21 protein-coding genes are annotated in these 24,669 nt (G+C 45.4%); 1 reads left to right on the forward strand and 20 read right to left on the reverse strand.

Going from position 1 to position 24,669, the window contains the following annotated elements:
* Window positions 1-53: 53 nt before the first annotated feature.
* The 17 genes from ACYVRA_RS17535 to ACYVRA_RS17615 all read right to left on the reverse strand — a co-directional run bounded on the left by ACYVRA_RS17535 (window position 54) and on the right by ACYVRA_RS17615 (window position 22,194).
* On the reverse strand, window positions 54-629 hold the full coding sequence (locus tag ACYVRA_RS17535) for a zinc-ribbon domain-containing protein (RefSeq protein WP_461254032.1): 576 nt from the start codon (window positions 627-629) through the stop codon (window positions 54-56).
* Window positions 630-657: 28 nt separating this feature from the next.
* The gene (locus ACYVRA_RS17540; RefSeq protein ID WP_461254033.1) at window positions 658-3,501 is read right to left on the reverse strand and encodes a protein kinase domain-containing protein; all 2,844 of its coding nucleotides are present in this window, start codon (window positions 3,499-3,501) and stop codon (window positions 658-660) included.
* A 184-nt stretch (window positions 3,502-3,685) separates the two neighbouring features.
* Window positions 3,686-5,389 (reverse strand): serine/threonine-protein kinase, encoded by a 1,704-nt coding sequence (locus tag ACYVRA_RS17545; RefSeq protein WP_461254034.1) that lies wholly within the window; start codon window positions 5,387-5,389, stop codon window positions 3,686-3,688.
* A gap of 9 nt (window positions 5,390-5,398) precedes the next feature.
* On the reverse strand, window positions 5,399-6,721 hold the full coding sequence (locus ACYVRA_RS17550) for a hypothetical protein (protein ID WP_461254035.1): 1,323 nt from the start codon (window positions 6,719-6,721) through the stop codon (window positions 5,399-5,401).
* A 34-nt stretch (window positions 6,722-6,755) separates the two neighbouring features.
* On the reverse strand, window positions 6,756-8,021 hold the full coding sequence (locus tag ACYVRA_RS17555) for a hypothetical protein (protein ID WP_461254036.1): 1,266 nt from the start codon (window positions 8,019-8,021) through the stop codon (window positions 6,756-6,758).
* Window positions 8,022-8,071: 50 nt separating this feature from the next.
* Window positions 8,072-8,809 carry a PP2C family protein-serine/threonine phosphatase gene (locus ACYVRA_RS17560; protein WP_461254037.1) on the reverse strand — a complete coding sequence of 246 codons (738 nt, stop codon included), beginning with the start codon at window positions 8,807-8,809 and terminating at the stop codon, window positions 8,072-8,074.
* Window positions 8,806-9,396 carry an FHA domain-containing protein gene (locus tag ACYVRA_RS17565; RefSeq protein ID WP_461254038.1) on the reverse strand — a complete coding sequence of 197 codons (591 nt, stop codon included), beginning with the start codon at window positions 9,394-9,396 and terminating at the stop codon, window positions 8,806-8,808. Before ACYVRA_RS17565 ends, ACYVRA_RS17560 begins: the two co-directional genes overlap by 4 nt.
* The gene (locus tag ACYVRA_RS17570) at window positions 9,393-10,289 is read right to left on the reverse strand and encodes an AAA family ATPase (protein ID WP_461254039.1); all 897 of its coding nucleotides are present in this window, start codon (window positions 10,287-10,289) and stop codon (window positions 9,393-9,395) included. The genes ACYVRA_RS17565 and ACYVRA_RS17570 overlap by 4 nt, the downstream gene beginning before the upstream one ends.
* Window positions 10,286-13,795: an AAA family ATPase gene (locus tag ACYVRA_RS17575; protein WP_461254040.1), complete on the reverse strand. Its 3,510-nt coding sequence runs from the start codon at window positions 13,793-13,795 to the stop codon at window positions 10,286-10,288. The genes ACYVRA_RS17570 and ACYVRA_RS17575 overlap by 4 nt, the downstream gene beginning before the upstream one ends.
* Window positions 13,796-13,822: 27 nt before the next feature.
* Window positions 13,823-16,516 (reverse strand): protein kinase family protein, encoded by a 2,694-nt coding sequence (locus ACYVRA_RS17580; RefSeq protein ID WP_461254041.1) that lies wholly within the window; start codon window positions 16,514-16,516, stop codon window positions 13,823-13,825.
* Window positions 16,517-16,582: 66 nt separating this feature from the next.
* On the reverse strand, window positions 16,583-17,338 hold the full coding sequence (locus ACYVRA_RS17585) for a hypothetical protein (protein ID WP_461254042.1): 756 nt from the start codon (window positions 17,336-17,338) through the stop codon (window positions 16,583-16,585).
* Between the two features lie 152 nt (window positions 17,339-17,490).
* Window positions 17,491-18,489 (reverse strand): leucine-rich repeat domain-containing protein, encoded by a 999-nt coding sequence (locus tag ACYVRA_RS17590; RefSeq protein WP_461254043.1) that lies wholly within the window; start codon window positions 18,487-18,489, stop codon window positions 17,491-17,493.
* Between the two features lie 141 nt (window positions 18,490-18,630).
* Window positions 18,631-19,584, reverse strand: coding sequence for a PSP1 domain-containing protein (locus ACYVRA_RS17595; protein ID WP_461254044.1), 954 nt, complete (start codon window positions 19,582-19,584; stop codon window positions 18,631-18,633).
* A 6-nt stretch (window positions 19,585-19,590) separates the two neighbouring features.
* A complete protein-coding gene (locus ACYVRA_RS17600; RefSeq protein ID WP_461254045.1) occupies window positions 19,591-20,139 on the reverse strand; it encodes a YaaR family protein in 549 nt (182 codons plus the stop codon).
* On the reverse strand, window positions 20,132-20,560 hold the full coding sequence (locus ACYVRA_RS17605) for a bactofilin family protein (RefSeq protein WP_461254046.1): 429 nt from the start codon (window positions 20,558-20,560) through the stop codon (window positions 20,132-20,134). The genes ACYVRA_RS17600 and ACYVRA_RS17605 overlap by 8 nt, the downstream gene beginning before the upstream one ends.
* A 6-nt stretch (window positions 20,561-20,566) precedes the next feature.
* Entirely contained in the window at window positions 20,567-21,598 is a 1,032-nt protein-coding gene (locus ACYVRA_RS17610; RefSeq protein ID WP_461254047.1) for a M23 family metallopeptidase, read from the reverse strand.
* Between the two features lie 62 nt (window positions 21,599-21,660).
* The gene (locus ACYVRA_RS17615; RefSeq protein ID WP_461254048.1) at window positions 21,661-22,194 is read right to left on the reverse strand and encodes a 2-oxoacid:acceptor oxidoreductase family protein; all 534 of its coding nucleotides are present in this window, start codon (window positions 22,192-22,194) and stop codon (window positions 21,661-21,663) included.
* Window positions 22,195-22,224: 30 nt separating this feature from the next.
* Here ACYVRA_RS17615 and ACYVRA_RS17620 point away from each other — a divergent pair, with 30 nt between their 5' ends.
* Complete coding sequence (locus tag ACYVRA_RS17620; RefSeq protein WP_461254049.1) at window positions 22,225-22,440, forward strand: hypothetical protein; 216 nt, start codon at window positions 22,225-22,227, stop codon at window positions 22,438-22,440.
* 81 nt (window positions 22,441-22,521) lie between these two features.
* Here the strand turns inward: ACYVRA_RS17620 and ACYVRA_RS17625 are convergent, their stop codons facing one another.
* The 3 genes from ACYVRA_RS17625 to vorB all read right to left on the reverse strand — a co-directional run bounded on the left by ACYVRA_RS17625 (window position 22,522) and on the right by vorB (window position 24,668).
* Window positions 22,522-22,758 carry a hypothetical protein gene (locus tag ACYVRA_RS17625; RefSeq protein ID WP_461254050.1) on the reverse strand — a complete coding sequence of 79 codons (237 nt, stop codon included), beginning with the start codon at window positions 22,756-22,758 and terminating at the stop codon, window positions 22,522-22,524.
* A 105-nt stretch (window positions 22,759-22,863) separates the two neighbouring features.
* Complete coding sequence (locus ACYVRA_RS17630) at window positions 22,864-23,607, reverse strand: thiamine pyrophosphate-dependent enzyme (protein WP_461254051.1); 744 nt, start codon at window positions 23,605-23,607, stop codon at window positions 22,864-22,866.
* Window positions 23,604-24,668, reverse strand: a complete 1,065-nt coding sequence (gene vorB, locus ACYVRA_RS17635) for a 3-methyl-2-oxobutanoate dehydrogenase subunit VorB (protein WP_461254052.1) — start codon at window positions 24,666-24,668, stop codon at window positions 23,604-23,606. Before vorB ends, ACYVRA_RS17630 begins: the two co-directional genes overlap by 4 nt.
* Window position 24,669 lies beyond the last annotated feature (1 nt).

Genomic DNA, 24,669 nt, shown 5'->3' on the forward strand with positions numbered 1-24,669 from the left:
TCATCCCCCTTTTTTTTTGTCTCGGGTTACCAGTCCAAGAACGCCTATTTAGTTTATAAGTTCTCTATGTTCTCTTGCGCCATAATATTCCCCTGTTCTGCTGACTTTTCATACCAGTACGCCGCTTTAGCTTTATCCTGCGGCACTCCTTGTCCTTTTTCATAACAATCTCCGAGGAAGAATTGCGCCCAATCATCTCCCTGTTCCGCAGCCTTGGTGTACCAGTACACCGCTTTTTCGTAATCCCGCGGCACGCCTTCTCCTTTTTTATAACAATCTCCGAGGAAGAATTGTGCACCGGCATTTCCCTGTTCTGCCGCCTTGGTGTACCAGTACACCGCTTTAACGTAATCCTGCGGCACGCCTTTTCCGTTATCATAACAAACTCCGAGGCTGTATTGCGCGCTTGCTCCCCCCTGTTCCGCCGCCTTGGTGTACCAGTACACCGCTTTAACATAATCCTGCGGCACGCCTTCTCCGTCATAATATTTTTTCCCAAGAGCATTCTGTTCCGCCGCGTCTGTCGGTTCTGCAATCTCAGACGCTTGCACGCTAACTGCCGTCCCGCAGTTTGTACAAAACTTTTTGCCGGGCTTTAACTCAGCCCCGCAATTACTACATGTTGCCATATATCACTCCTTTTCCAATAAAAATTACTTACTCAACTTTCGCCCCGCATGACCCGCAGAATTTTTCACCTGGTTCTAGCTTCTCGCCGCATTTACCGCAAAATTTTGCAACAGATGAAGCCTCGTTACGCGCCGCCGTATCAGAAAGCTTTGCAAGGCGGGAAGATTCCGCATTGTCTTTATACGCATTATCCTTCATTCCTAACGCGTTCCAACACATTGCCCTTGTCGAGACCACATCCCTTTTTTCAGTATTGGACAACACATCACTTTTTTTATCCAGCGCCATATTCAAACACGCAATTGCTTCGTTATGCTTATTCAGGTTATATAAACAAACGCCTTTCAACGCCAAAGGCTGCGGCTTGTCCGGCGTAATTTCCATCGCCTTGTCCAAATATGCTATTGCCTTATTCCAATCCTTCGAAGCCTTGTCCGAAGAAAGCGCCAGAGCACAACTGTAATTATAAGATTGACCGTTTGAATTAACACCCGATGGATTGATCGACAACGCCTCTTCAAAACAAGACAGCGCCTTACCATGCGAGTTTTCATTACAATACGCAGTGCCTATCTCACTCAAATAAAAATCAAAGGTATGCGTCAAGCCATCCATCTTTTTTCTGTCGATTAAAAGCAAAAGTTCCCGCTCTGTTTCGTATTTTTTTTCTTCTCCCAGTTTTTTATAAAAGGCGTCGATAAACTTATTCATGTCGGCAAAATTATTTTTTCCTTTAAAACTCCGCGCAATATCGAGGACGGGAATACCGCCGCCCAATCCGGCAAGCAGTTTGATTTCACCGTCTTTCAATTCATAGCGCTGCTCTTTAAGAGCAGTACTTATATAGAAGAAAAAAAGCGCGGAGCCGTCAAAAACCGACATTCTTTCTTTTTCGTCAAGGAATGGCAGAGTGGAAACGCCGTCCTTGTCATACCCGCTGGCGAAATTAACCGCGTATATTCCGTCAAACGCGATCTCCCCGTTACTTTTTTTAAGCGTAATCTTATTGCCGCCAACTTCCGCCCCGTAGAGCAGTTCTGCGCGGTTCGCGTTTGACGCGAGACGGTACAAACCTTTTTTCCCGTCTTTTTCATACAAAATAAAATTGCCGTTTTTCTGGAGCTTGTCATAAGAGTCAAGACCCTGCAAAAACAAAGTGAAGTATTCCCACGCTCCCATCCGGGCAATCCGCTCTTTTTGTTTTGCAAGCGCCGTAAGCCAGTGATCAAGATTTTTTCCGGTAAGGTTTTCTATCCACGCAGGCAATAGATCGTAATTGCGCTCAATTAAAATCATCACCCGTTTTTTCAGGTAGTCGGGCAGATTGTACAGATCGTCTAAAGAAGCCAGCTTGCACTCATTGTTAATTCCGTCATAGAACGGTTTTATCACATTACCTTGAAATGTGGCGATAATCCGCGACACTGCCCTTATATCCCCGGTAGTGGCGTTTACAATTTCCTTTACCTTTTTGCCATGCTCTCCAAGACCGGATGCTTCAAGGTAGGTATAAAAGCCTCTCTTCTCGTCTCTAAGAAATGGAAGAATCGCGTCGGGGTCTGTATCAAGAACGGTAAACATCTCCTGTAGACTGTTGATTGAAAGACCGTGTTCCAAAAGAAACGCCATGTTAGGGCAAAGTGAATAAGCGACAAAAACCGCGCCTTCGTCTTCACGATTCTCGGAACTGTAATTTTCAATTAATTCGATAAGCCTGTCCACGAGTTTTTGATCAATACGGATAAGATATTTTAATAGCCCGCCCTTAAAGATAAAATTCTTTCCTTCTTCGGGATGATTGATAATGGCGCGGGCAATTTCCTGATACGACGAACATTTGTCGCCGCCAATTTCAATTAGCGGCAAGGTACGCACTTCTGTAAATAATTCGACGTTCTCTCCGGCAAGGTGGCGCGTCACTTCCTCATATTTCCAGCGTTTGTCGTGGCGCACGGTTAAAAGTCCCCTTATGAGTTTCTGCATAAAGGCGCTCATCTTTGGGGAACGGGAAAGAAGGTTGTCTGCTGTCTTGCCCTGAATAGTGTCCAATGTTATCTGACCGGAATAAAGAGCCTGGCCTTTATCATTGACAAAAGGTTCCATGCCGGTAAGCAGCGCCCAAAGCGTAACTCCAAGCGAATAGTAGTCGTACTCTTTACCAATAACTCCCGAGTACGCTTCAGGTGCGGCATAGCCCTCAGTTCTCGCGCTGGTTTCCGTCAGATGCTTGCTCATCCCCGCGTCAACTTCAAAGACGCTGGCGATGCCAAAGTCGCCAATCAGAAGGCCGCTGCCCTTGTACTTGCCGTTAGAAAGTTTTTCCTGATTTTTATAAAAGAGGTTGCCCGGCTTTATATCACGATGGATAATTCCCGCTTTGTGGCAGGCCTCAAAAGCGCTTAAAATTTCCAGCACAATTTGCGGAGCCTCATCTTCGCTCACTGGCAGATATTTGTACGAACCGTCGGGAAGTTTGTCATCTAAAGCGCCGCCTGACGCGTACTCAAGAATCGCAAAAAATCTTCCATTATACTCACCGCTGTCTAAAATAGAAATAATATTCTCGTGGGAAAAAGATTTTATTTTCTCTTCCGCTTCGCGGTTTGCTTTTTTTGTGTAGAAATATTTAAGGACAAAATTTTTGCCTCCCTGTGTAAACAGGGCACCCTGTGTACACAGGGCACCCTTCGTACACAGGTAAACCTCAGCCTCTCCGCCGGATGCGGAAAGCAGCCTGTCAACACGATAACTTTTGACTTCTTCCCCAGGGCGAAGCATACCGCCTGCAAGCGTGGTTTCTGGCGCATTTTCTTTTTTGGTATTTTTATTGCTAATTCCATTTGCCACATCAGAAATTATTTGGGTTTCCATATATAAACTACAAATTTCTCCGCTAATTTAAAGAAAAACTGCGGATTATCTCCTTTTGTTTTATTATACATAATTTTATTAATTTTCACAATGGTTATCTTTTTTTACAATTTCTGATAAATTTTCTATAAATACTTAGAGATTTTAGATTCAGGTATTTTTTATTGTATTTGTCAATTTCAGATTATGACAAACCAAAATATTCCGTCAGAAGAGCTGAGGCATCGGCCTTAGGCGCGAGCAATTCAAACCAGGGAAGGAACAAACCTTCGTAACTTTTTTCTTTAACCAGAATTTGAATCCGCCTCTGCATATCTTTTGGCACTTTGCGAATTTGATCAAGAGTGGAAAGTTCAAAGTCGGCGTACTTGGCAAGTTTAAAAGGTTTGATGACTTTGTTTCTAAGAAGCACTTCCGCCTTGCCCGCCAATTCCGTGTCACCCATGCCGCCAGAGTAAATGCCGGGCAACAGTTTTATTTCATCTACAATATCTTTGTATCCCATAATCTCCAGCCATGTGTAGAGTTTCGATTTTTCGTCCCTCAGTTCGGGGATGACAGATTCGGGCGCGTATTTCAAAAAGAAAATAAGATCGTCAAGGTTCTGTATCTTAAAACCGTTGGCGATTTTAACAGGCAGGGTTGGATTTAAAAGATAGGCTATTTTAAAAATACCGTTATCTTGATCGTTAGCTGCGGATGTTTCTTCCGCGATTTGCGTAATTTGTTTGGCGATATCAGGATAGTACTCCTCAAGTTTAGCGGCAAGCAAACCTCGGAAGATATATTTATTGGAAGCTTCATGATTTTCAATTATCGCGCTTCCCAAAGCTTCAAGAGTAGCACATTCAATCCCGCCAATAGAAAAAGACCATGAGTCTTTACGCTTCTGTTCAACCGCGACATTTTCCCCGGCAAGGTGACGCGTTACTTCATTATAACCCCAACGGTGTTCAGGATCGATTACAAGAAGCCCGCGTATTAGGCGTTCCATCTTTTTGCTTACCCTGGGTTCCTTGCTTAAAATGTCATCGGCGATTCTTCCTTCTATTGTGTCGCGTATCAAGTGCGCGTCGTTTCTGCGCTTGCCATTGTCGAGGGTGAACGGGTCTTTGCCGGTGAGCAATTCCCAAAGAGTGATGCCCAACGCATAGTAATCCATCTTGGGAGTGATGATACCGGAGAGTACCTCCGGCGCGGCATAACCCGTGGTGCGGGAACCAGTGCGCGTTTTATGGAGTTGCTCCGCGTCGTCCATGATGCTGGAAATCCCAAAGTCCGCGATGACTACATCGTCTCCCCTGTAGATTGTCTTTTTTTCTTCGCCATCGCCGCCTTCAATTTCTTCAATTTCCAAAGTGCGATAGTAGATATTCGCGGGCTTAATGTCGCGGTGAATAATATTTTTTTCGTGGCACGTTTTAAAGGAGTTGATTACCTCTTTGCAAATGCCTTCCACTTTTTCTTCGGGAAGCGGGAGATAGCGATAGGAGCCGTCCGCGTTGCGGGTATCCAACGCGCCGCCTTCCGCGTACTCCATGATTTCGTAGAAACGTTCATTGTACATTCCAAAATCATAAACAATGACAATATCGGGATGGTTAAGCCCTTTGAGTTTCTCCAGAATTTCCATCTTTGGTTTGGTGGTACTCCGATAATACTTGACAATTCCTTTCTGTCCGTCTTTCTGTGCAAGGTAGATGTCCGCTTCGCCTGAGAGCGTACCGAGTTTGCCAGTCACTTCCCAGCCCGCAACCTTTTCGTGGATTTGCAAAAGCCCGCCTGTGAAGTTTGCACACGTTTCCGTGGTAGAGCCGTCGGAGAGAATTTGCGTGCTACCGCCTACGGTGTTGCCGCCGTGAGCTAAATCAATTACCTTCGTTTCCATTTCTATCCTTTAGCATTTATAAAATGTGCCGGAACTGGCGCTTGATTGATCGCCGCCGAAAAACTGGCCGCGAAACGAACCGCTGCCATTTCCCCAATAGCCGGTCAACATCGTACCGGCATTATTCAACTTGCCCGTAAAATTAAGCCGGTCGTCATTATGCCCGCTCGAATCAAAACCGCACGTATTACCAGACAAACCGCAACATTTCAATTTGACGTTATCACCGCTGTATTTAACATCGAAATTCAAATACGCGTGACCGTTGCAGACAAAACAATTATAATAAGCCCGTCCTTTGCTCATTCCGGTAATCTGCACGGTCATTTCAAAATCGTTATTACGATAATAAAACGAACCGTTTATTCTTTCTCTGCGCCGCTCTTCCTCAAGCCGTTGGCGCTCAATTTCCCGCAGACGCTCGGCTTCACGGCGCGCTTCCTCCTCTTTGCGTTTGCGTTCTTCCTCAAGACGGCGACGCTCTTCCTCAAGCCGCTTACGTTCTTCTTCAAGCCGCCTGCGTTCTTCTTCAATGCGCTTGCGTTCTTCCTCTTTGCGGAACTCGTCAACCTCGTTGTTTACATTCGCCAACGCTTCACTATACTTTTTTTCCATCTCGGCGCGTTTCCGTTCTATTTCCGCAAGACGCGCGTCTTCAGCTCTGGTGTCAGGCGGAGGCGGAAACATTTTATCCAGTTCCGCCTCTATCGCTTTCTCCTCGCGCTCAATCACAGTTTTTTCCAGCGCGGCATAAGCTTTCATTCTAAAGGCTTCTTCCGAAGGGTCGGGCAGTTCCAACGTGAATGGCCGACTGCCAAACGCTTTGATGATGCGCTTTTCACGTTTGTTAAAGTAGTCCCGCTCCTCAAGCAAAATCTGCCGCTCAATCAGTTTCTTCTGAAACGCCTTGAACTGGGCGCTTTCATTTGATTCCATCAATTTAAAATCAGCTTCGAGCTTTTTAACTTCCTCGGCGCTCATCACTGCCACTTCAACTGGCGCTTCCTGAGCAATTGCTTTTTCAAGGACGGGGTTCATAATTGCGCCGCAGTTTTCACACGCGTCGTAGATTCCCGGAGTTTGACATTGTGGGCAGGGAATAGGAATAACCCGTCTGCCGCAGTGCGGACAAAATTCTTTTGATGTTTTTGTCTGGCAGAACTCGCAAGTATAATCGCCGCCCTCTGCTTTTTCGCCGCAACCCGGACAGAATGCCAGATCGGGGTCAAGCGCGGCTCCACAGTGCTTACATAAAGCGGCAGTTTCCTGAACCGCGGACTCTTTTTTCTGCGCGGCTGCTTCCTGCTGCTGCCGCTGTACATTCTCAGCCATTAGTTATTCCCTCTGCTCTTTTTTCATTTGTTATTTAGCGTTTGTAAAAAACAATTGGTAGGCTTGCACCATTATTATACCAGCACCCGGTCAGTACTGTTCCTGAACTGTTCACAGTCCCAGAATAATTCTCAACCAGTTTGTATTCTTGGAAACTGCAATAATCACCGTTTTTTCTTCCCCCGGTCAATGTAATGTTGTCTCCGTTAATTGAAACTGAATAAACGACGGTAGCGCGTCCGCAGACAGTACAGTGATACCAACATTCAGCCTTACTGCTTCCAATTCTTAATTCCGCTGTCAACATTCCGCTATGACTCGTATGATAAAAATTTCCCTGAAAACGTCTTCTGCGCCTCTCTTCCTCTAACCGTTGGCGCTCAATTTCCCGCAGACGCTCGGCTTCACGGCGCGCTTCCTCCTCTTTGCGTCTGCGCTCTTCCTCAAGGCGGCGGCGTTCTTCTTCAAGCCGCTTGCGTTCTTCTTCAAGAATGCGCTTGCGTTCTTCTTCCTTGCGGAAATCTTCAACCTCATTGTTTACATTCGCCAACGCTTCATTAAACTTTTTTTCCATCTCAACGCGAGTCCGTTCTATTTCCGCAAGCCTTGCATCTTCTGCACTGGTATCAGCCACAGGCGGCGCCGGAAACAATTTATCCAACTCCGCCTCTATCGCTTTCTCCTCGCGCTCAATCACAGTTTTTTCCAGAGCGGCGTAGGCCTTCATTCTGAAGGCTTCTTCCGCAGGGTCGGGCAGTTCCAACGTGAACGGGTGGCTGCCAAATACTTTGATGATCCGTTTTTCACGCTTGTTAAAGTAATCCCGCTCCTCAAGTAAAGTCTGCCGCTCAATCAATTTCTTCTGAAACGCCTTAAACTCCGCGCTTTCATTTGATTCCAATGCCTTAAACTCGTCCTCAATTTTTTTTGCTTCCTCGGCGCTCATCGCTGCCAATTCAGCCGGCGCTTCCTGAACGAGTGCTTTTTCAAGGATGGGGTTCATAATCGCGCCGCAGTTTTCGCACGCGTCATAGATTCCCGGAGTTTGACATTTGGGGCAAGGAATAGGGATAACCCGCCTGCCGCAGTGCGGGCAAATCTCTTTTGACGTTTTTGTTTGGCAGAATTCGCAAGTGTACTCGCCGCCGTCTACTTTTTCGCCGCAACCCGGACAGAATGAGAGATCGGGGTCAAGCGCCACGCCGCAGTGCTTACATAAAGCGGCAGTTTCTTGAATAGCGGATTCTTTTTTCTGCGCGGCTGCTTCCTGCTGCTGCCGCTGTTGTACATTCTCAGCCATCACTAACCACCTCTGCTCTTTTCCTCTTCCCTTTTTTCTCTTTTCTTTTTTCATTCGATCCTTACCACCACCGCAGTACAGTTATCATCAGAATCATTGGCGATTGCCGTTTGCACAATCAGTTTCGCGGTTTCCAACGGCGGAGTTTGGGCAAGAAACTTTTCCAGATCATCATCGCTTACGGAGCCATGAACGCCGTCACTGCACATCAGGAAGACATCTCCCGCAACGGCGACTGTGAGCGAGAACCGGCTTGCGACTGATACGTCCGGCAATCCTGCGCCAACAGCGTTGGTAATGATGTTTTTTGCCGCGCCCGGCATAATGCTTGCAAGCGAATCGTCCCTGCTCAACTGTTGAAGGAACCCGTTCCGCAAACGGTAAACGCGGCTGTCTCCTATGTTGATGATAGCGCAGGGAGCGTCTCTTTGCAGTAAAATGCCGGTTAAGGTGGAGCCCATATTGGGCGTTCCCTTTTCTTTTCCTTCTATTAATAAAGCAGCGTGAACCGATTTTACCAGCGCCTCAAGAGAGGCTTCGTCAAAAACACGAGTCTCGTTTACTATTGCGTTTTGCATATTGTGTACTACAAAGGCGCTGGCTACTTCTCCCGCGTCATGCCCGCCCATGCCGTCCGCGACAAGGAAGAAAAGAGGTGAAGTTATAACGTCTTGAAATTCCGCGCTTGCGTTATTAATATCGCATCCTGTATGCAAGGCGCACAGAAAAGAGTCCTCGTTGTGAGGTCGCCCTCCTTTATCGGAATAAGCTCCCGCCGCTACCTTCATGTGAGTCTCACAGTAAATGTAACATTGGCGAGCGTCACAACGTCATTCTGTTTTATTTTTACCGGAACATTCGGCTCCAATTTCGCGCCGTTGACATAAGTCTTGTTAGTGGAATTTAAATCAGTGATAAACCATTCGTTATTTGTCCGCGTAACTTTCGCGTGGTTTGATGAGATGACAGGGAACTTGCCAAGCGCGGATGAGTGCGGGCCATTTGTCCTGCCAAGAATATTCCCGTCCGCGATTTCCATTTTCCAACCGTCGGGGTGGCACAGAAAAATTTTTTCAGAGGGAAGTTGTACAATTACGGTCGCTCCCGCCGGTGGAGCGGACGGCAAAGGAGTGGACGGCGAAGGTGCGGAGGGTGGAGGAGTAGGCGGCGTTTCTTTGACTGGCGTTGACGGAGAAGGACTCGCGTCAGAGGCAGGCGGTTGAATGGCAGACATTGGACCGCCGCACTTGCCGCAGAACTTGCTTGTGCCGATAAAGCCGCATTTGTCACAGCGCAGAAGATGAACGCCGCATTGGTCGCAGAAACACGAATCATCAGGTATTTCCAGTTTGCAAATTTTATTTGGGCAATTCATTTTGCGCCTCCTTCTTTAACCGGTATGTCGCAGGCTTCAATGGTTTTCTGTTTGTCGGCGCATTCCTCTTTGGAGAGCGCGGAAAGTCTGCTCGCCAGCCCGCTTGTTGTTTTTTCAAAGAACACTCTAATCTCACCCCCATTGCCGAAGTTCGGCCCCTTGTTGTTAAACATATCGGTAATGGCGGCTTTTGCGACTTCGCTTGCCTCATCTGTCAAAGTGTAACTTGCTTTCTCCACCATGGACGCAAAAATAGCGAAAAGTTCTTCCGTGTTGTAATCGTCAAAACCCAGAAAATGGGTAAAGTATTTTTTAAAAATGAAGTTGGAATAAAGAAAATTATCCATTTCTTTACGGGAGTCCGCTATGATTACTACGAACTTTCCCTCGTCGTCTTGAATACGTTTACATAACGCAATTAATGCCTCACACCCATGACTGTCGTTTTGAATGCCACTATAAAGCTCGTGGACTTTATCAATAAAGAGGATACCGCCCATCGCCTTGTCACACAATTCGTTCACCAGATGCTCAGACTGCCCCACGTAGCTTGACACCATGTCGGCTTTTGTTACCTCCAGTACATTGTCTGTCGGCAAATACCCTATAGTTTGAAATAAAGCCCCAAGTTTTCCGGCAACAGTAGTTTTTCCCGTACCGGGGTTACCGTAAAACGCCAGATTGTGCGAGTGGTCGTACTCCTCGCCGTTTATTTCAGCGAACTCCATTTGCATTTGTATCATGTTGGCAATTTGTCGTATTGTTTTTTTGATGTCCTTCATTCCTACCATAGCGTCAAGTTCGGAAAGGATTTCGACCGCAGTCCTAACCTTTGGTTTTTCATAAGGAATATCTTCGGCAGTTATAGTTGATAAGGCTTCGACAGCACTCATTTTGCGCCTCCTTTTTCAGGAATGTCGCAGGCTTCAATGGTTTTCAATTTGTCGGCGCGTTCTTCTTTGGAGAGCGCGGAAAGTCTGGTCGCCAATCTGCTTGTTGTTTTTTCAAAGAACACTCTGATCTCACCTGCGTTGCCGAAGTTCGGCCCCTTGTTGTTGAACATGTCGGCAATGGCGGCTTTTGCGGCTTCGATTGCCTCATCTGTCAAAGTGTAACTTGCTTTCTTTACCATGGACGCGAAAATAGCGAAAAGTTCTTCAGCGTTGTAATCGCTCAGGCTGAGGTAATGCTTAAAGCGCCGCCTCATGCCGGGGTTCACCGTGTCGAGGAAGAGTTGCATTTCTTTTTCGTAACCGGCGACTACGCCGACAAATTTTGTTCTGTCATTTTCAAAACGGGTCATCAGGATTTCTACCGCTTCCCTGGCAAATGAGTCGGCAGCTCCGCCCCGTTGCGTATCGGCAAGCACGTATGCCTCATCGACAAAGAGGATGCCGCCCATTGCCTCATCGCACTTCTCGTTTACCTTGTCTTTCGATTGACCAAGGTAAGAGCCTTTCAGATCATTACCATTCACTTCGATGACGGTCTCCGTTTTAAGAAGGCCGATGGCTTTAAACAGCGCGCCCAATGTGCGGACAATAGTCGTCTTGCCGGTGCCGGGATTGCCGGTGATGACAATGTTGTTGCCCTCGCCCGCGCTCTTTGTCCCGTCTTTTTCTTCCTGTTCCTTTTGTATTTGAATCTTGTTGGCAATTTCACGGACTGTTCTTTTGATGTCCGTCATGCCAATCATCGCGTCAAGTTCAGCGAGTATCTCATTGACACTGCGCTCTTCTTTTTTCTCGGAGGAGAAGTCCAACTCGGTAATTGTCGAAAGAGCCTCGACCGTGCGCTCCGCTTGAGTAAGAGAGGCGAGGCGTTCTGGCATTCTGCGTATCGTGTCGTCAAGAAGATTACGCATAGTGCGGCCATTGGCAAAGTCCTTGTTCCTTGTGCGATATATTTCCGCAATGACTTCCTTTGCCCGCTTTTCCCCACCCGCAGAAAGTTTGTAGTCATTTGATTTTGCCATAGAAGTGAAAATAGCGAAAAGCTCGTCGGGGTTGTAATCGTCCAGTTCAAGGAAGTGGGTGAAACGGCTTTTAAAACCGGAGTTGGCTTGAAGAAAATCATCCATCTCTTTACGGTAACCTGCGGCAATCACTACAAACTTTCCTCGGTCGTCTTCCATTCGTTTTAATAACGCCGTTACAGCTTCGTTACCAAAACTGTCGTAGGAGTCGCGGCAGAGATCGTAGGCTTCATCTATAAAAAGAATTCCGTTTAAAGCCTTGTCGCACACAGTATTCACAAGGGGCGCGGTCTGTCCCACATAGCCCGCTACCATGTCCGCCCTCGTAACTTCAATCATATTGTCAGTCGGCAAAAGCCCCATTGTTTGAAACAGGGCGCCAAGTTTTCTTGCCACAGTGGTCTTTCCCGTTCCGGGGTTGCCGTAGAAACAAAGATGAATCGCCTGTTTCTTCGCGGCGGCTCCGCCTTTTTCCTCGCGCTCTTTTTGCATACTGATAGTTTCGATAAGCTGCCGCACGGCAGTCTTAACTTTTGCAAGCCCAATCATGCCGTCAAGCTCGGCAAGAATTTCTTCCGCAGTTTTAACTTTTGGTTTTTCATAGGGAATATCTTCGGCGGTTATTGTTGAAAGCGCTTCGATTGTGCGTTGCGCTTCGGGCAGTTTAGAGGTACGGGCTGACATTTTTCTAATCGTATCGTCAAGCAGATTACGCATAGTGCGGCCATTGGCAAAGTCCTTGCCTTTTTTTCTGTGAATGTCAGCTATGGCTTCTTTCGCGGCAGCTTCCGCATCGCCTGACAATTTATTGCCCCTGTCTTTTGCCATAGACATGAAGATAGCGATCAATTCATCGGGAGTATAATCTTCAAGTTCAAGCTCGTGGGTAAAACGGCTTTTAAGGCCGGGATTTGCCTGGATAAAATTCTGCATCTCGTTTTTGTATCCGGCGGCGATCACGACAAATTTTCCGCGGTCGTCTTCCATGCGTTTAAGAAGCGCGTCTATCGCTTCCTTGCCAAAGTCACCGCCGCCGCCTGAGCTTAGCGTATAGGCCTCGTCGATAAACAGGATGCCGCCCATCGCTTTATCGCACATATCTTTTACCATGGGCGCAGTCTGCCCAATGTAACCGGCGACGAGGCCGCTGCGGTCGGTTTCGATAATGTGATCGCTTGGGAGGAGTTCCATCGCTTGAAACAAAGCGCCAAGTTTGCGGGCGACAGTGGTCTTGCCCGTGCCGGGGTTTCCGTAAAACACAAGATGAATTGCAAGACTCTTTGCCTTTGCGCCGCCTTTTTCTTCAAGTTCTTTTTGCATCTTGATTGTCTGCGCTATCTCGCGGACGGCGTTCTTAACTTTGGCAAGCCCTATCATCGCGTCAAGTTCCGCGAGAATCTCATCTATCGTCTTTGGTTTGTTTTTAAGCGGCAGATCTTCAGCTATTATGGTCTTGAAGTCCTCATCCGTTGCGTTACCAAGTTTTTCCAGCCTTGCCTGCTGGTTTTTGTCAATCGCGGGGATTACGTCTTTTTCAATCAGCCAGCCGTTTTTATATTCGCAGGAAGGATCACTTTTCCGTTCCTGTATATAAGAAGAAAAATGTTTTTTCAGCGCTGGATCAAAGACAAGGCCGCGCTCACGGAGTTTCTTCATCAGTATCAGGGAAAGATCATCAAGCGAAAGGTCTTGAAAATTAAAATCCTGAGTAACGCGCTGGCGGTCTTCTGTGTTCTTGCTGAAGAATTCTTCAAAGCCCTCGTTGTTGCCGATGATAACGCAAACGCACTCCTCCGTAGATTTGCTGGCAGCGAGGATCAGTTCATGGATATATTCCGGTTTTTCCGTGGCGTTGTCCACAACAAGGGCAGCAGGTTTTGTCTCGGAAAGAAATTTAGTAATGGCGTATTCGTCTCCATAAATTTTTGAAAGTTCCCGCGCCTCTTTACTTGTAATTCTATCCGAAGAAAGACAGTCTTCCCGTCGAAGTTCTTCTATAAAATGTTTCGCGACAAGAGTCTTACCCGCTCCCGTCTTTCCTCTAAAAACAAACAGCTTCGAGCCGATAGTTCCGCCCACTCCGGCGCTCTGCCGTTTTTTTTGAAACTTGATATTGCTCTTTATTTTTTCAAGCTCGGCGCGTATTTTGTCATGCCCGACATAATCATAAGGAATGACGACTGCCGCCGCAACCTTCGGTGTCGATGGTTTTGTAACTGTTGTAGCCGGGGTAGGCGTAGCAGCCGGGGCTGTTGTAGCTGGGTTCGTTTGCGGTGTAGACGCAACAGCCGGGGTAGCCGTGTTCGTCTGCGGCACTGCCGAAGGTATGCCAGATGTTGCCGGTATCATCTTTCCGCAGAAGCGGCAGTATTTCGCTATGTCTCTATTTTCTCTGCCGCAGGCGGCACAGATCAATGTTGCCATTACTTACTCCTTTGCTTTATCAATTTATTACGAAGGAAGTTTCGCTAAGCGATTCGCTTCCGTATTGTCCTTATCAGCTTTGTCTTTCATGCCTAACGCATTCCAACATAAAGCCCTTGTCGTGAAGATGACTCTTTTTTCGGCATTGGATAACAAACTGTTCTTTTTATCAAGGGCCATATTCAAACAGGCAATTGCTTCGTTATACTTGTTTAAATTATGCAAACAACTGCCTTTCATTACAAAAGGCTGCGGCTTGTCCGGCGTAATTTCAATCGCCTTGTCCATATATTCTATTACCTTATCCCAATTCTCCGTTACCCTTTCATTACAAAGAGCAAACCCATAACTGTAATTGTACGATTGACCGTTCGAACCGATACCAGAGGAATTGATCGACAATGCCTCCTTAAAATAAGGCAGTGCTCTATCGTATATATTTTCACAAAAGTACGTAGTGCCTATTTCACTTAAATAAAAATCAAAGGAACTTGGCAGACCATCCATTTTTTCTTTATCGATAAAAAGCAAAAGATTCCGCGCCGTATCGTATTTTTTTTCTTCACCTAGTTTTTTCCAGAAAGCGTTGATAAATCTATTCATATCGGAAAAATTATTATTTTCCTTAAAACTCCGGGTAAGATCAAGAACGGGAACGGCACTGCCCAATCCGATGAGCAGATTGATTTCACCGTCTTTTAATTCATAGCGCGGCTCTTTAATATTTGTATTTATATGGAAGAAATAAAGCAAAGAACCGTCAAAAACCGCCATTCTGTTTTCCGCGTCAAGGAATGGCAGTGTGGAAACGCCGCCCTCGTCGTACCCGTCAGCGAAATTAACCGCGTATGTTCCATTGAATACGACACTGCCGTCGCCTTTTTTAAGCGTAAGCCGATTGCCGCCAACTTCAACTCCGTAGAGCAGTTCCGCATGGTTCGAGTTTAACGCGAGACGATACAGGCCTTTCTTTCCATTTTTCTCATACAGTATAAAGTCGCCGTTTTTCTGAAGCTTGTCATAAGATTCAAGACCTTGCATAAATAAAATAAAATATTCCCATGCCCCCCAACGGGCAATACGATCTTTTCTCTCTGTAAGCAATACAAACCATGGGTCAAGATTTTTTCCGGTAAGGTTTTCTATCCACGCGGGAAGCAGTCCGTAATTACGTTCAATGAAAATCATTACCCGCTCTTTTAAGTGTTCGGGCAAGTTGTACATATCTTCCAAAGAAGTCAGCCTGCGCTCGTTGTTAATTCCGTCCTGAAACGGATTTATCTCATTGCCTTGAAAGGTAGCAATAATCCTAGACACTGCCCTTATATCCCCGGTAGTGGCGTTCACAATTTCTTTTACCTTTTTACCATGCTCACCAAGACCGGAGACTTCAAGATAGGCGTAAAAACCTTTTTTCTCGTCCCTAAGATAAGGAAGAATCGCGTCTGGGTCAGTATTTAAAACCGTGAACATCTCCTCAAGACTGCTGATTGAAAGGCCGTGTTCCAGCGGAAACGCCAAGTTAGGGCAAAGGGAATAAGCCACAAAGACCGCGCCTTCGTCTTCCCGATTCTCTGCGCTGTAATTGTCAATTAAAACACTCAGTTTGTCCGCAAGCGCCTGTTCGTCTATTTTAAAAAGATATTTGTCAAGGTCTTTAAAGACAAACTTTTTGCCTTCCTCCGGATGATTGACGATGGCGCGGGCAATTTCTTGAAATGACAAGCATCTTTCCCCGCCGATTTCAACTGGTTCCAATGTTCGCACTTCCGTGAACAATTCGACGTTCTCTCCGGCAAGGTGGCGCGTTACTTCGTCATATTTCCAACGCTTGTCATGGCGCACGGTTAATAGCCCTCTTATGAGTTTCTGCATGGAAGCGCTCATCTTTGGGGAACGGGAGAGGAGGTTGTCTACTGTCTTGCCTTGAATAGTGTCCAATGTTATCTGGCCGGAATAAAGAGCCTGGCCTTTATCGTTGACAAAAGGCTCCATGCCGGTAAGCAGCACCCAAAGCGTAACGCCCAGCGAATAGTAGTCATATTCCTTGCCGATAACTCCTGAGTACGCCTCAGGCGCGGCGTAACCTTCGGTTTTCGCGCCGGTTTCCGTCATGTGCTTGCTCATTCCCGCGTCAACCTCAAAGACGCTGGCAATGCCAAAGTCGCCTACCAGAAGACGGCTGCCCTTGTACTTGCCGTTGGGAAGGATTTCCTGATTTTTATAGAAGAGGTTGCCCGGCTTTATATCACGGTGGATAATTCCGACTTTGTGACATGCTTCAAAAGCGTTAATGATCTCACGCACAATTTGCGGAGCTTCTTTTTCGCTAACGGGCAGATATTTGTAAGAGCCATCGGGCAGTTTGTCATCCAAAGCGCCGCCTGACGCGTACTCAAGAATCGTAAAGAACCTGTCCTTATATTCGCCGCAGTCAAGAATAGAAATAATGTTCTGATGAGAGAAAGATTTTATCTTCTCTTCCGCTTCGCGGTTTGCTTTTTTTGTGTAGAAATATTTAAGGACAAAATTATCGCCGCCCTTTGTACACAGGTAAACCTCCGCTTCTCCGCCGGATACGGAAAGTAGCCTGTCCACGATAAAACCCCCGACTTCTTCACCGGAGCGGAGCATCCCGCCTGAAAGCGCGGTTTGTGATGCATATTCGGAATTCTTAACTTTAATAACCTCTGTCTGTCCGGGAATTATTTGGGTTTCCATGTTACAATAAAATCTCTCCTTTTAGTAACGCTCATATTGTCTGTCGCAACGTAATTTTATCTGCTATTAAAATGGTATGTACCAGCCAACCCCGGCATATAAAAAAGAACGTTCCGATATATAATTAAATCTATTTCCCATATATCGATACACGGTATCAGAAATATCACAGTTGAATTGAAAACCTATAAAAACATTTATATTATCTATCACAACAGCCCATTTACCGCCAAAAATATAACTAAATTTAGAAAACGACCTTATTGAAAAATTAACATTATCTTTATTATTAATAGATAATAAATTTATACCTATTCCGCCATAAACTGATATGTCCCAAATATCAAAAATTGATAAATTAAATTTTGCTAAAACAGGAATCTGTATAATAGTATTAGTTAATATTGGCTCAGAAAAAGCATAATCAATACAAGGAAGAACTTCAAATCCGGTTTGTACGCCCAAGAAATTAAATAAGCGTAATTCTAATTCTAATCCTAAAATTAAATTTTTTATATCAAAATCATCATACTCCATTAAATTATAATCATATCCGAGCATTACAGCTATGTTTAAGCCGAAGCTAGAAGAATAAGAATAATACGAGGATTGCCTTTCTAATGGAATTTCTTTTCCTTGCCATGCTCTTTCTTCAGCATCTTCAGTAATTAATGAAAACCTTCCATTGTCATTACCTTCGTTCTGCATGCCTCCATTAAAAGTGAATATCGACATATTCCCGATATTTTGCGCCATACAAAACATTGCGGAGCCAATAAGCATAACCAAAAACAAAAAAGTACGATTAATGTTGTTTTGCATTTTAATATTCCTCCAAAAAAAGTTAGAAATTGTCAGTATACAACGTCACCATAAAACATAATAATGGACTTGTTCGGAAATTGAAGTTTCCGAACAACTCTAATAATTAATATAACGCAATTTTTACAATTTGTAAATATATAATAGCATTACTATTGTCTTGCCCAATAACCATTGCGGAAGATATAAGTTCCAGCCCTGCGTCCATAATTGATGTAGGCATAGTAGAAAGAAGAATCGTCAAAAGATAATCTCCCTACATTAACACCCCCACCAATGGTAATACTGGCGATTTTATTTTCATAAAACGCACCATCCCCTATTGTCGTCACAGTGTTAGGAATTGTAACCGCAGTCAGTTCGTTTTCTAAAAATGCCCTATTTTCAATAGTAATCACGCCGTTAGGAATAATAACACCGGTTATTTGCTTTGCGAAAAATGCCCCGGCCGCAATAATTGTTACTCCTTCAGGTATGGTAACGTCTTTTTCAATGCCATAATAAAGAACTAACTGGTTTACATTCTTGTTAATAAGACAAGAATTATTATCAGTAAATACGGCATTACCTGAAGCGACGGAAAGATTGGTAATTGGATTTCCGGAAAATGCCTCAGTCCCAATGGAAGTTACGCTTTTAGAAATATTTAAAGTGGTGATTTTGTTATCAAAAAACGCCAAATCCCCAATAGTAATTACACTGCCAGGTATGTTAACGCCGGTAATTTGGTTGCCCCTAAACGCTCTATCCCCAATAGCGGTCACACTGCCGCCAATATTTACGCTTACAAGCAAATTATTAGCAAATGCCTCTACTCCAATAGTGTCCACGCTGCTTCCTACATTTACACTGGTTAGCATATTTTCAGCAAATGCCCTATCCCCAATTGTAGTCACGCTGATGGGTATTGTAACTCTAATTATTTCATCTTTCTGAAATGCAGCTTTCCCTATACCGGCAACGGGTAATCCATGTAATTGTGCAGGAATGACAACGGTCTGTTTTTTTCCCGTATACGCTATAATCTCCAATATTTTACCGCCATCCAATGGTTTTACCCGAAAATCATTTTCAGGCTCTTCTTTTTTGGCACATGAAAAAACTAACACCATTGCCATTAAGGCAATCGCTAAAAACACTTTTCTGTTCATAAAAACTCCTTAGCTAAATTTAATTGATTCTACATTATACACCATTTTTAAATATTTTGCGATTAATTTTTTTCTTTTTATGCAACAGGAAAACGATGGATCATTCGTAAAGAGTTCACACACAGAACACAAAGAAGAGGTTTAGGGAGTGTTTTTTACTTTCCAGTGATTATCAATTCTTTCAAACTGACAAGCGGGAACAGTTACTTGCCGTCCGTCATCGTGAGCGATTTTTATCTGGCAGGCGATGGGGTTTACTTCGGCTATTTTCCATGTTTCGTTATTGAAGGTGGCTTTCATGCCTTCTTGCGGCAGGTTGCGCTGTTGTTCGCTGTAAAAGCCGTATTCGTAGAAAAGACAGCATAAAAGACGGCCGCAGGGACCGGAGATTTTTACGGAGTTAAGGGACAGTTTTTGATCCTTTGCCATTTTTAAAGATACGGGTTTTAATTTGTCGGATACGCAATGGCAGCAATAGCCTCTTCCGCAGACTCCAAGGCCGCCTGTTACCCTGGCTTCGTCGCGCACGCCAATCTGACGCAGTTCAATTCTCATCTTAAACACGCTGACTAAATCTTTTACAAGTTCCCTAAAGTCAACCCTGTTTTCTGCGGTAAAGAAAAATAAAATTTTCGGCTCTTCCAAAAGATAGTGTACAAGAACAAGCTTCATCTCCAGTTTGTGATTCGCTATTTTCTTTTTGCAAATATCAAACGCTTCTTTTTCAAGTTTGCTGTTGTTACGCGATTTTTCCAAATCTTCGGGAGTCGCAGCCCTGACAATCCAGGCAATTTCTGAAACCGAAGGAAGTTTGCCGTGTACCGAGCCGATAACTTGTGCAAGGTCGCGGCCGTAACGGGTAGGCACTATAACCATCGTATTGTGGCTTAAGTTGTCTTCGCGGTAAACGGCAAGGAAAGTCTCCTGTGAATATAAAAGCCGTAATCTGTAAATGGGAGCGTCGGGGGCAATGGACTCTATTCCCGCGTCCGCTCCCGTTATAACGTCGCGCTCCTGTAACTTTATCTCGTTACGGTTATCTTCAAGCGAGGAAATATCATCTTCTATATCTTCATATTCGTCATAATCACTCATATTTACCTACTGTAACAAGTCTATCAGAAGACCTTTAATTTCCTCAAGACGTGAAACCAACTCCATCTGGCGCCGCTGACCGGAAAGAAGCATTGCCGCCAAATCTTCCAGTTTTTTATCTATCACTTGTATTTTAACATATTGTTTTGCTTCTGTCGCTTCGGGAGTGGTTCTTCGCCCCTTAAAACCCGGCTTTAATTTATTTAAAATGCCCTCGTCATTTTCTTTGGAATAGCAATTCTGCACTACATAATTGATAAAATTACGGACAGCCTGCTTGTAACGCATTATTTCTTCGCCAAAGGGACGGTCTTTTAATCTATCGCCAGCGTCTCGGACTTCGTCCATTAAAACATTAACCGCTTCATCCGACGCGGGAAGATTCTTAAGCGGGCCTATTTCATCCGCAGTTTTACCGCGAAAACTGTCAAAAAGCTCGGAAAATTCAGTCTTTCCGCCTCGACGTATGCCTTTGGGTTTTTTCTCTTCTTTTACCTGGCCAAAAGTGCCGGGATTCATGTATATAGAAGGATCTGTTCCGTCAATTTTAGACATAGGCTTTATGGAAAACAGGCAGGGCCGATTTTATTCCCTGCGCGTCTTTGTGCTCTGACATTGTTTTTGTCCAGCGTTCGTCTGTGGAGCATACGGAAACCATACCGTTTATAAAACAGCCGTCGTCCGCCTGAATGCGGCGGGTGATAATATCGCCGATAACTATAGCCGTGGAAAGAATTACAAGGTGCCCGTCCGAGACAATATTTCCGTACACTACCCCGCCGATAGTGATATTTGTTCCCGTAACATTTCCTTTTACCCTTGCCCGTTCCCCTATTACAACTCTGCCCTTCGCCCTCACATCGCCTCGAATGCTTCCGTCAATGCGGGTAAAGCCTCCGGTTTCAATATCACCTGTTAAACCGGTATTGGGACCTATTATCGTGTTAATTGAATAATCGGAACTATCTTGCGCCATTAGCTGTCAACGTCCTTGTTTAGCCAGGCTGTTACGAATGGTAATGTATCTGTACGGGTCTACAACATCAGAACCTATGTGTACTTCATAATGCAGGTGTGGGCCGGTGGAAACACCGGTATTCCCGATATAGCCGATTACCTCGCCCTGCTGAACGCGTTGGCCGACATTTACATTAAAGCGAAGCATGTGCGCGTAACGCGTGTAATAACCATGCTTGTGCCTGATAATGATAAAGTTGCCGTAATCGTAAGTGTATTCGGCAGTAACCACCTGGCCATCCGCGCTTGCTACTATCGGATCGCCAGAACGGTAAGTCGCAATATCAATGCCCCTGTGAATGTGCCATTGACCTGTTATCGGGTGAATGTTCTGCCCAAAGAACATTGTAATATGCCCTATCCCGCCTTTCACCGGCCAGATACTTGGAATCTCCGTCAACAGGGCGCTTTGCGAATCCATAAGAGCGCCTAACTCAGTAATTGGTTCCACCGCTTCGGAAAGATACGCGGCTAATCGCCTAACGTCGTCAACTTCCTGAATAAGCCCTTGCGGCGTTTCCTTTATACCGAGGAATGAACTTAAATCGCCAGAATTATTTTTAGACAGAGAATTATTATTACCTAAACCTAACGCCGATAACACGCCGGAAAGAGAGCTTTCAAAACTGCGGGCAACGCGAAGAAGGTGCGCTGTCTCGTCACGTAACTGATCAAGAGAAGCCTGTGTGTCTTTAAGCCGTCCGTCCTTGTTCGCCATCGCGTACATGGTGCTGCTGTATGTCGCGCTGTACCAGAAAAACGCCCCAAGAATGCCAAAAACTACCAGTAAAAAACAGCAAATTGACAGAATGGTCACATGAAGGTTATAGACCCTTTTTTCTGAATGAGGGACAAAAACTACCGTATAACGTCTGGTAAAAAACCTTCCGATGGCTTTAAAACACTTGCCAATAAAGATAACTGCATTATTAGCGGCGTTTATCACCTTCTGGACGATTTTATTTTCCAGTCGTTTATACTCATGAACTGAGGCCATTCAAGCTCCTGTAATTACCCTTCCATTTTACAAGGTGGCGCAGTAATTGTCAATAAAAACATTTATACCGAGTCAAATCCCGCTCTGATAGCTTTTATGTTCATTGGTATGAACTGCCGCTTGTCAGTTGGAAAGAATTTCTCCAGTATGTTATCAATATCGGTCAAAATAAGGGCATTTGTTAGCTTAGCCATAGCCCCAAGCGCCACCATATTGGCAAAAAGCAGGTTTCCAATCTGCTCAGCTATGCCAGTAGCCTCGATTTTAACGACTTTTAGGTCATTTCTGGAGGGATCTTCCTTAACAAGTGTCGAATTTAGCACAATTAGCCCCCCCTTTTTGAGCATTTTTTCACAAAGAGGCAGGGAATCGGTGTTCATTACCAAGGCTGAGTCCGGCGTTGTTACAAGTGGGCTTGCAATTTCTTCATCAGAGACGATTACGCTGGCGCGGGCGATGCCTCCGCGTTTTTCAGCGCCGTAAAATGGGAAAAAAGTAACGTTTTTCCCTTCCTGCATGGCAAAATATACCCATAATTGCCCGAGAGAGATGATACCTTGACCGCCAAATCCGGCGAAAAAGCTTTTTTCTGTCATTTTGTTAGACTCCTGTCGATTTATTTTTTTATGGTACTGTTTTTGTTTATTTTTTTCAATGAAGATAGAGAAGAATTTCACACCAAGAGCACAAAGGAAGAGGAGGACACAAAGAAGAGGGAAGAAGGAGAGAAGAATTTCACACGAAGAACACTAAGGAAGAGAAGGACACAAAGAAGAGTGAGAGAAAAAAGAAAAATGAAGAAAGAAAAAAGGAAGAGGGGATTTTGGGTCGAAGATTCGTAAGATAATCGCCCTTCTTCAGCTTTTCCTCTGGTGGCAAGCCCTTTTCTGCCAAAATCAATGGCTAACGCTGCATCATATATACTACTTACTAAGCCAATCTTTGCCAAATTCCGCCTCCGCTTCTGACAAATTCCAACCGCCCTTTATAAGAAAATCCGCGCCTATTTTTTCTTTGGCAACTTTTGCCAAATACGGAGGCATAGGGGCTGTCCTTAAAAGGCGAGTGGCTCCTTCTTTATCTCCGGCTTTCCTTAATTCTGCGGCCTTACAGCCAATAGCCAGTTTTTCGTCAAGGGTCATGGTTTGCGCTTGCGGCATGGATTACTCCTTAATTTAAATATACTGTAATTGGCAGTTATGAGCAAGGGCAAATAAAATTAACAATTAGTAATGAACAGCGACACTGCGAAAGTTACAAATCTATTACAACCGGCATTTAATTTCACCTAACGGAAACACGGGGATCATTTCTTTTTCCAGCCATTCAACCGCTTGTACGGCGTCCATTGTCCAATTTGTGGGACAGGGGGAAAGGATTTCTACCATTGTGCTGCCAATTCCCGCCATTTGCGCTTCAAAGGCTTTTTTTATGTACTGCCTGGTTTTGCGAACTTGCGCGGCGTTGTGAACGGAGCTTCTGGCGATGTAGCGCGTTCCGTCTAACGTGGCAAGAAGTTCGCAAACTCTAAGCGGGTAGCCCATTCCGGCGGCGTCCGCGTCTCGTCCATAAGGGGCGGTTGTCGCTTTTTGACCTAACAATGTGGTGGGAGCCATTTGTCCGCCGGTCATGCCGTAAATCGCGTTGTTTACAAAGATCGTGGTAAATTTTTCGCCGCGATTTGCCGCATGGATCATTTCAGCTGTGCCGATGGCCGCCATGTCGCCGTCTCCTTGATAGCAAATTACAAGGTGATCGGGATGAACGCGCTTTATGCCGGTTGCTGCGGCGGGGGTGCGTCCGTGCGGCGGCTGCACGGAGTCAAAATCAAAATACAAATCTGCCCAAATAGCGCAGCCGACGGGATGAGTGATAATTGCCTTTTCTCTTAAACCCAACTCGTCTATTACACTGGTTATAATTCTGTGAATTACTCCGTGCCCGCAACCGCCGCAGTACTTGGTCTGTATCTTTTTTAAACTTTCTGGGTATCCGTATAACTTTTTCATTTTTTTAAAATTTCCTTTACTTTAGCAAAAACTTCTTCTTCTGCCGGAATAATTCCGCCTGAATGGGCTAAAAGATGAATGTCAGATTTTGAACCGGCATAGTAAGCGGAGAGTTTTATGTCTTCAACTAACTGGCCCTCTGACATTTCCACGGTTAGTATAGGCCTTCCGTTAGCTGCAATTTTTCCAAGAGCGTCGAAGGGGAAAGGCCATAAAGTGATTGGCCTAAAAATGCCGAGTTTAATGCCTTCTTTTTTGGCAATCATCTGCGTTCCAAGGCATACGCGGGCGCAAGTGCCGTAGGCGACTAAAATCAAATCGGCATCGGCGCAACCGTTGTCTTCATAGCGGATTTCGGCGGCTTTCACGGCTTCGTAACGCTTAAAACGTTCTTTTGTTTTTGCTTCAAGAATTTCCGGAACAAGTTCCAGAGAAGTGATGTGAATCGCGTCTCGTTTTGTTTTTGCCATGCCTCCGGCTGACCATTCGTATTTTGGGACTGTTTTTTCAGGGGGCAGTATGCACCCTTCCATCATCTGCCCGATCATTCCGTCTGCAAGAACAATTACAGGCATACGGTATTTGTCGGCAAGGTCAAACGCAAGATAGGTGTGATCGGCGCACTCCTGCACGCTTTTTGGGGCAAGCACTATGCACCGGTAATCGCCGTGTCCGCCGCCGCGTGTAGCCTGAAAATAATCGCTCTGTGCGGGCTGTATCGAGCCAAGCCCCGGACCGCCTCGGACGACATTAACAAGCACTAACGGAACATCCGCGCCGGCGGCATAGGACATACCCTCCTGTTTAAGACTTATGCCGGGGCTTGAAGAACTGGTCATCGCCCTAACGCCAGCGCACGCCGCGCCGTAAACCATGATTACCGCGGCAGTCTCGCTCTCCGCTTGAATAAAAATTCGCCCGCGATCAAGCATGTGCTTTGCCATATAGGCGGGTATTTCGTTTTGAGGAGTGATAGGATACCCAAAATATGCGGCGCAACCGGCTCTTATCGCGGCTTCGGAAATCGCGTCGTTTCCCTTCATTAAAACTTTTTCGCTCATT

Source organism: Treponema sp. R8-4-B8 (assembly GCF_054786175.1).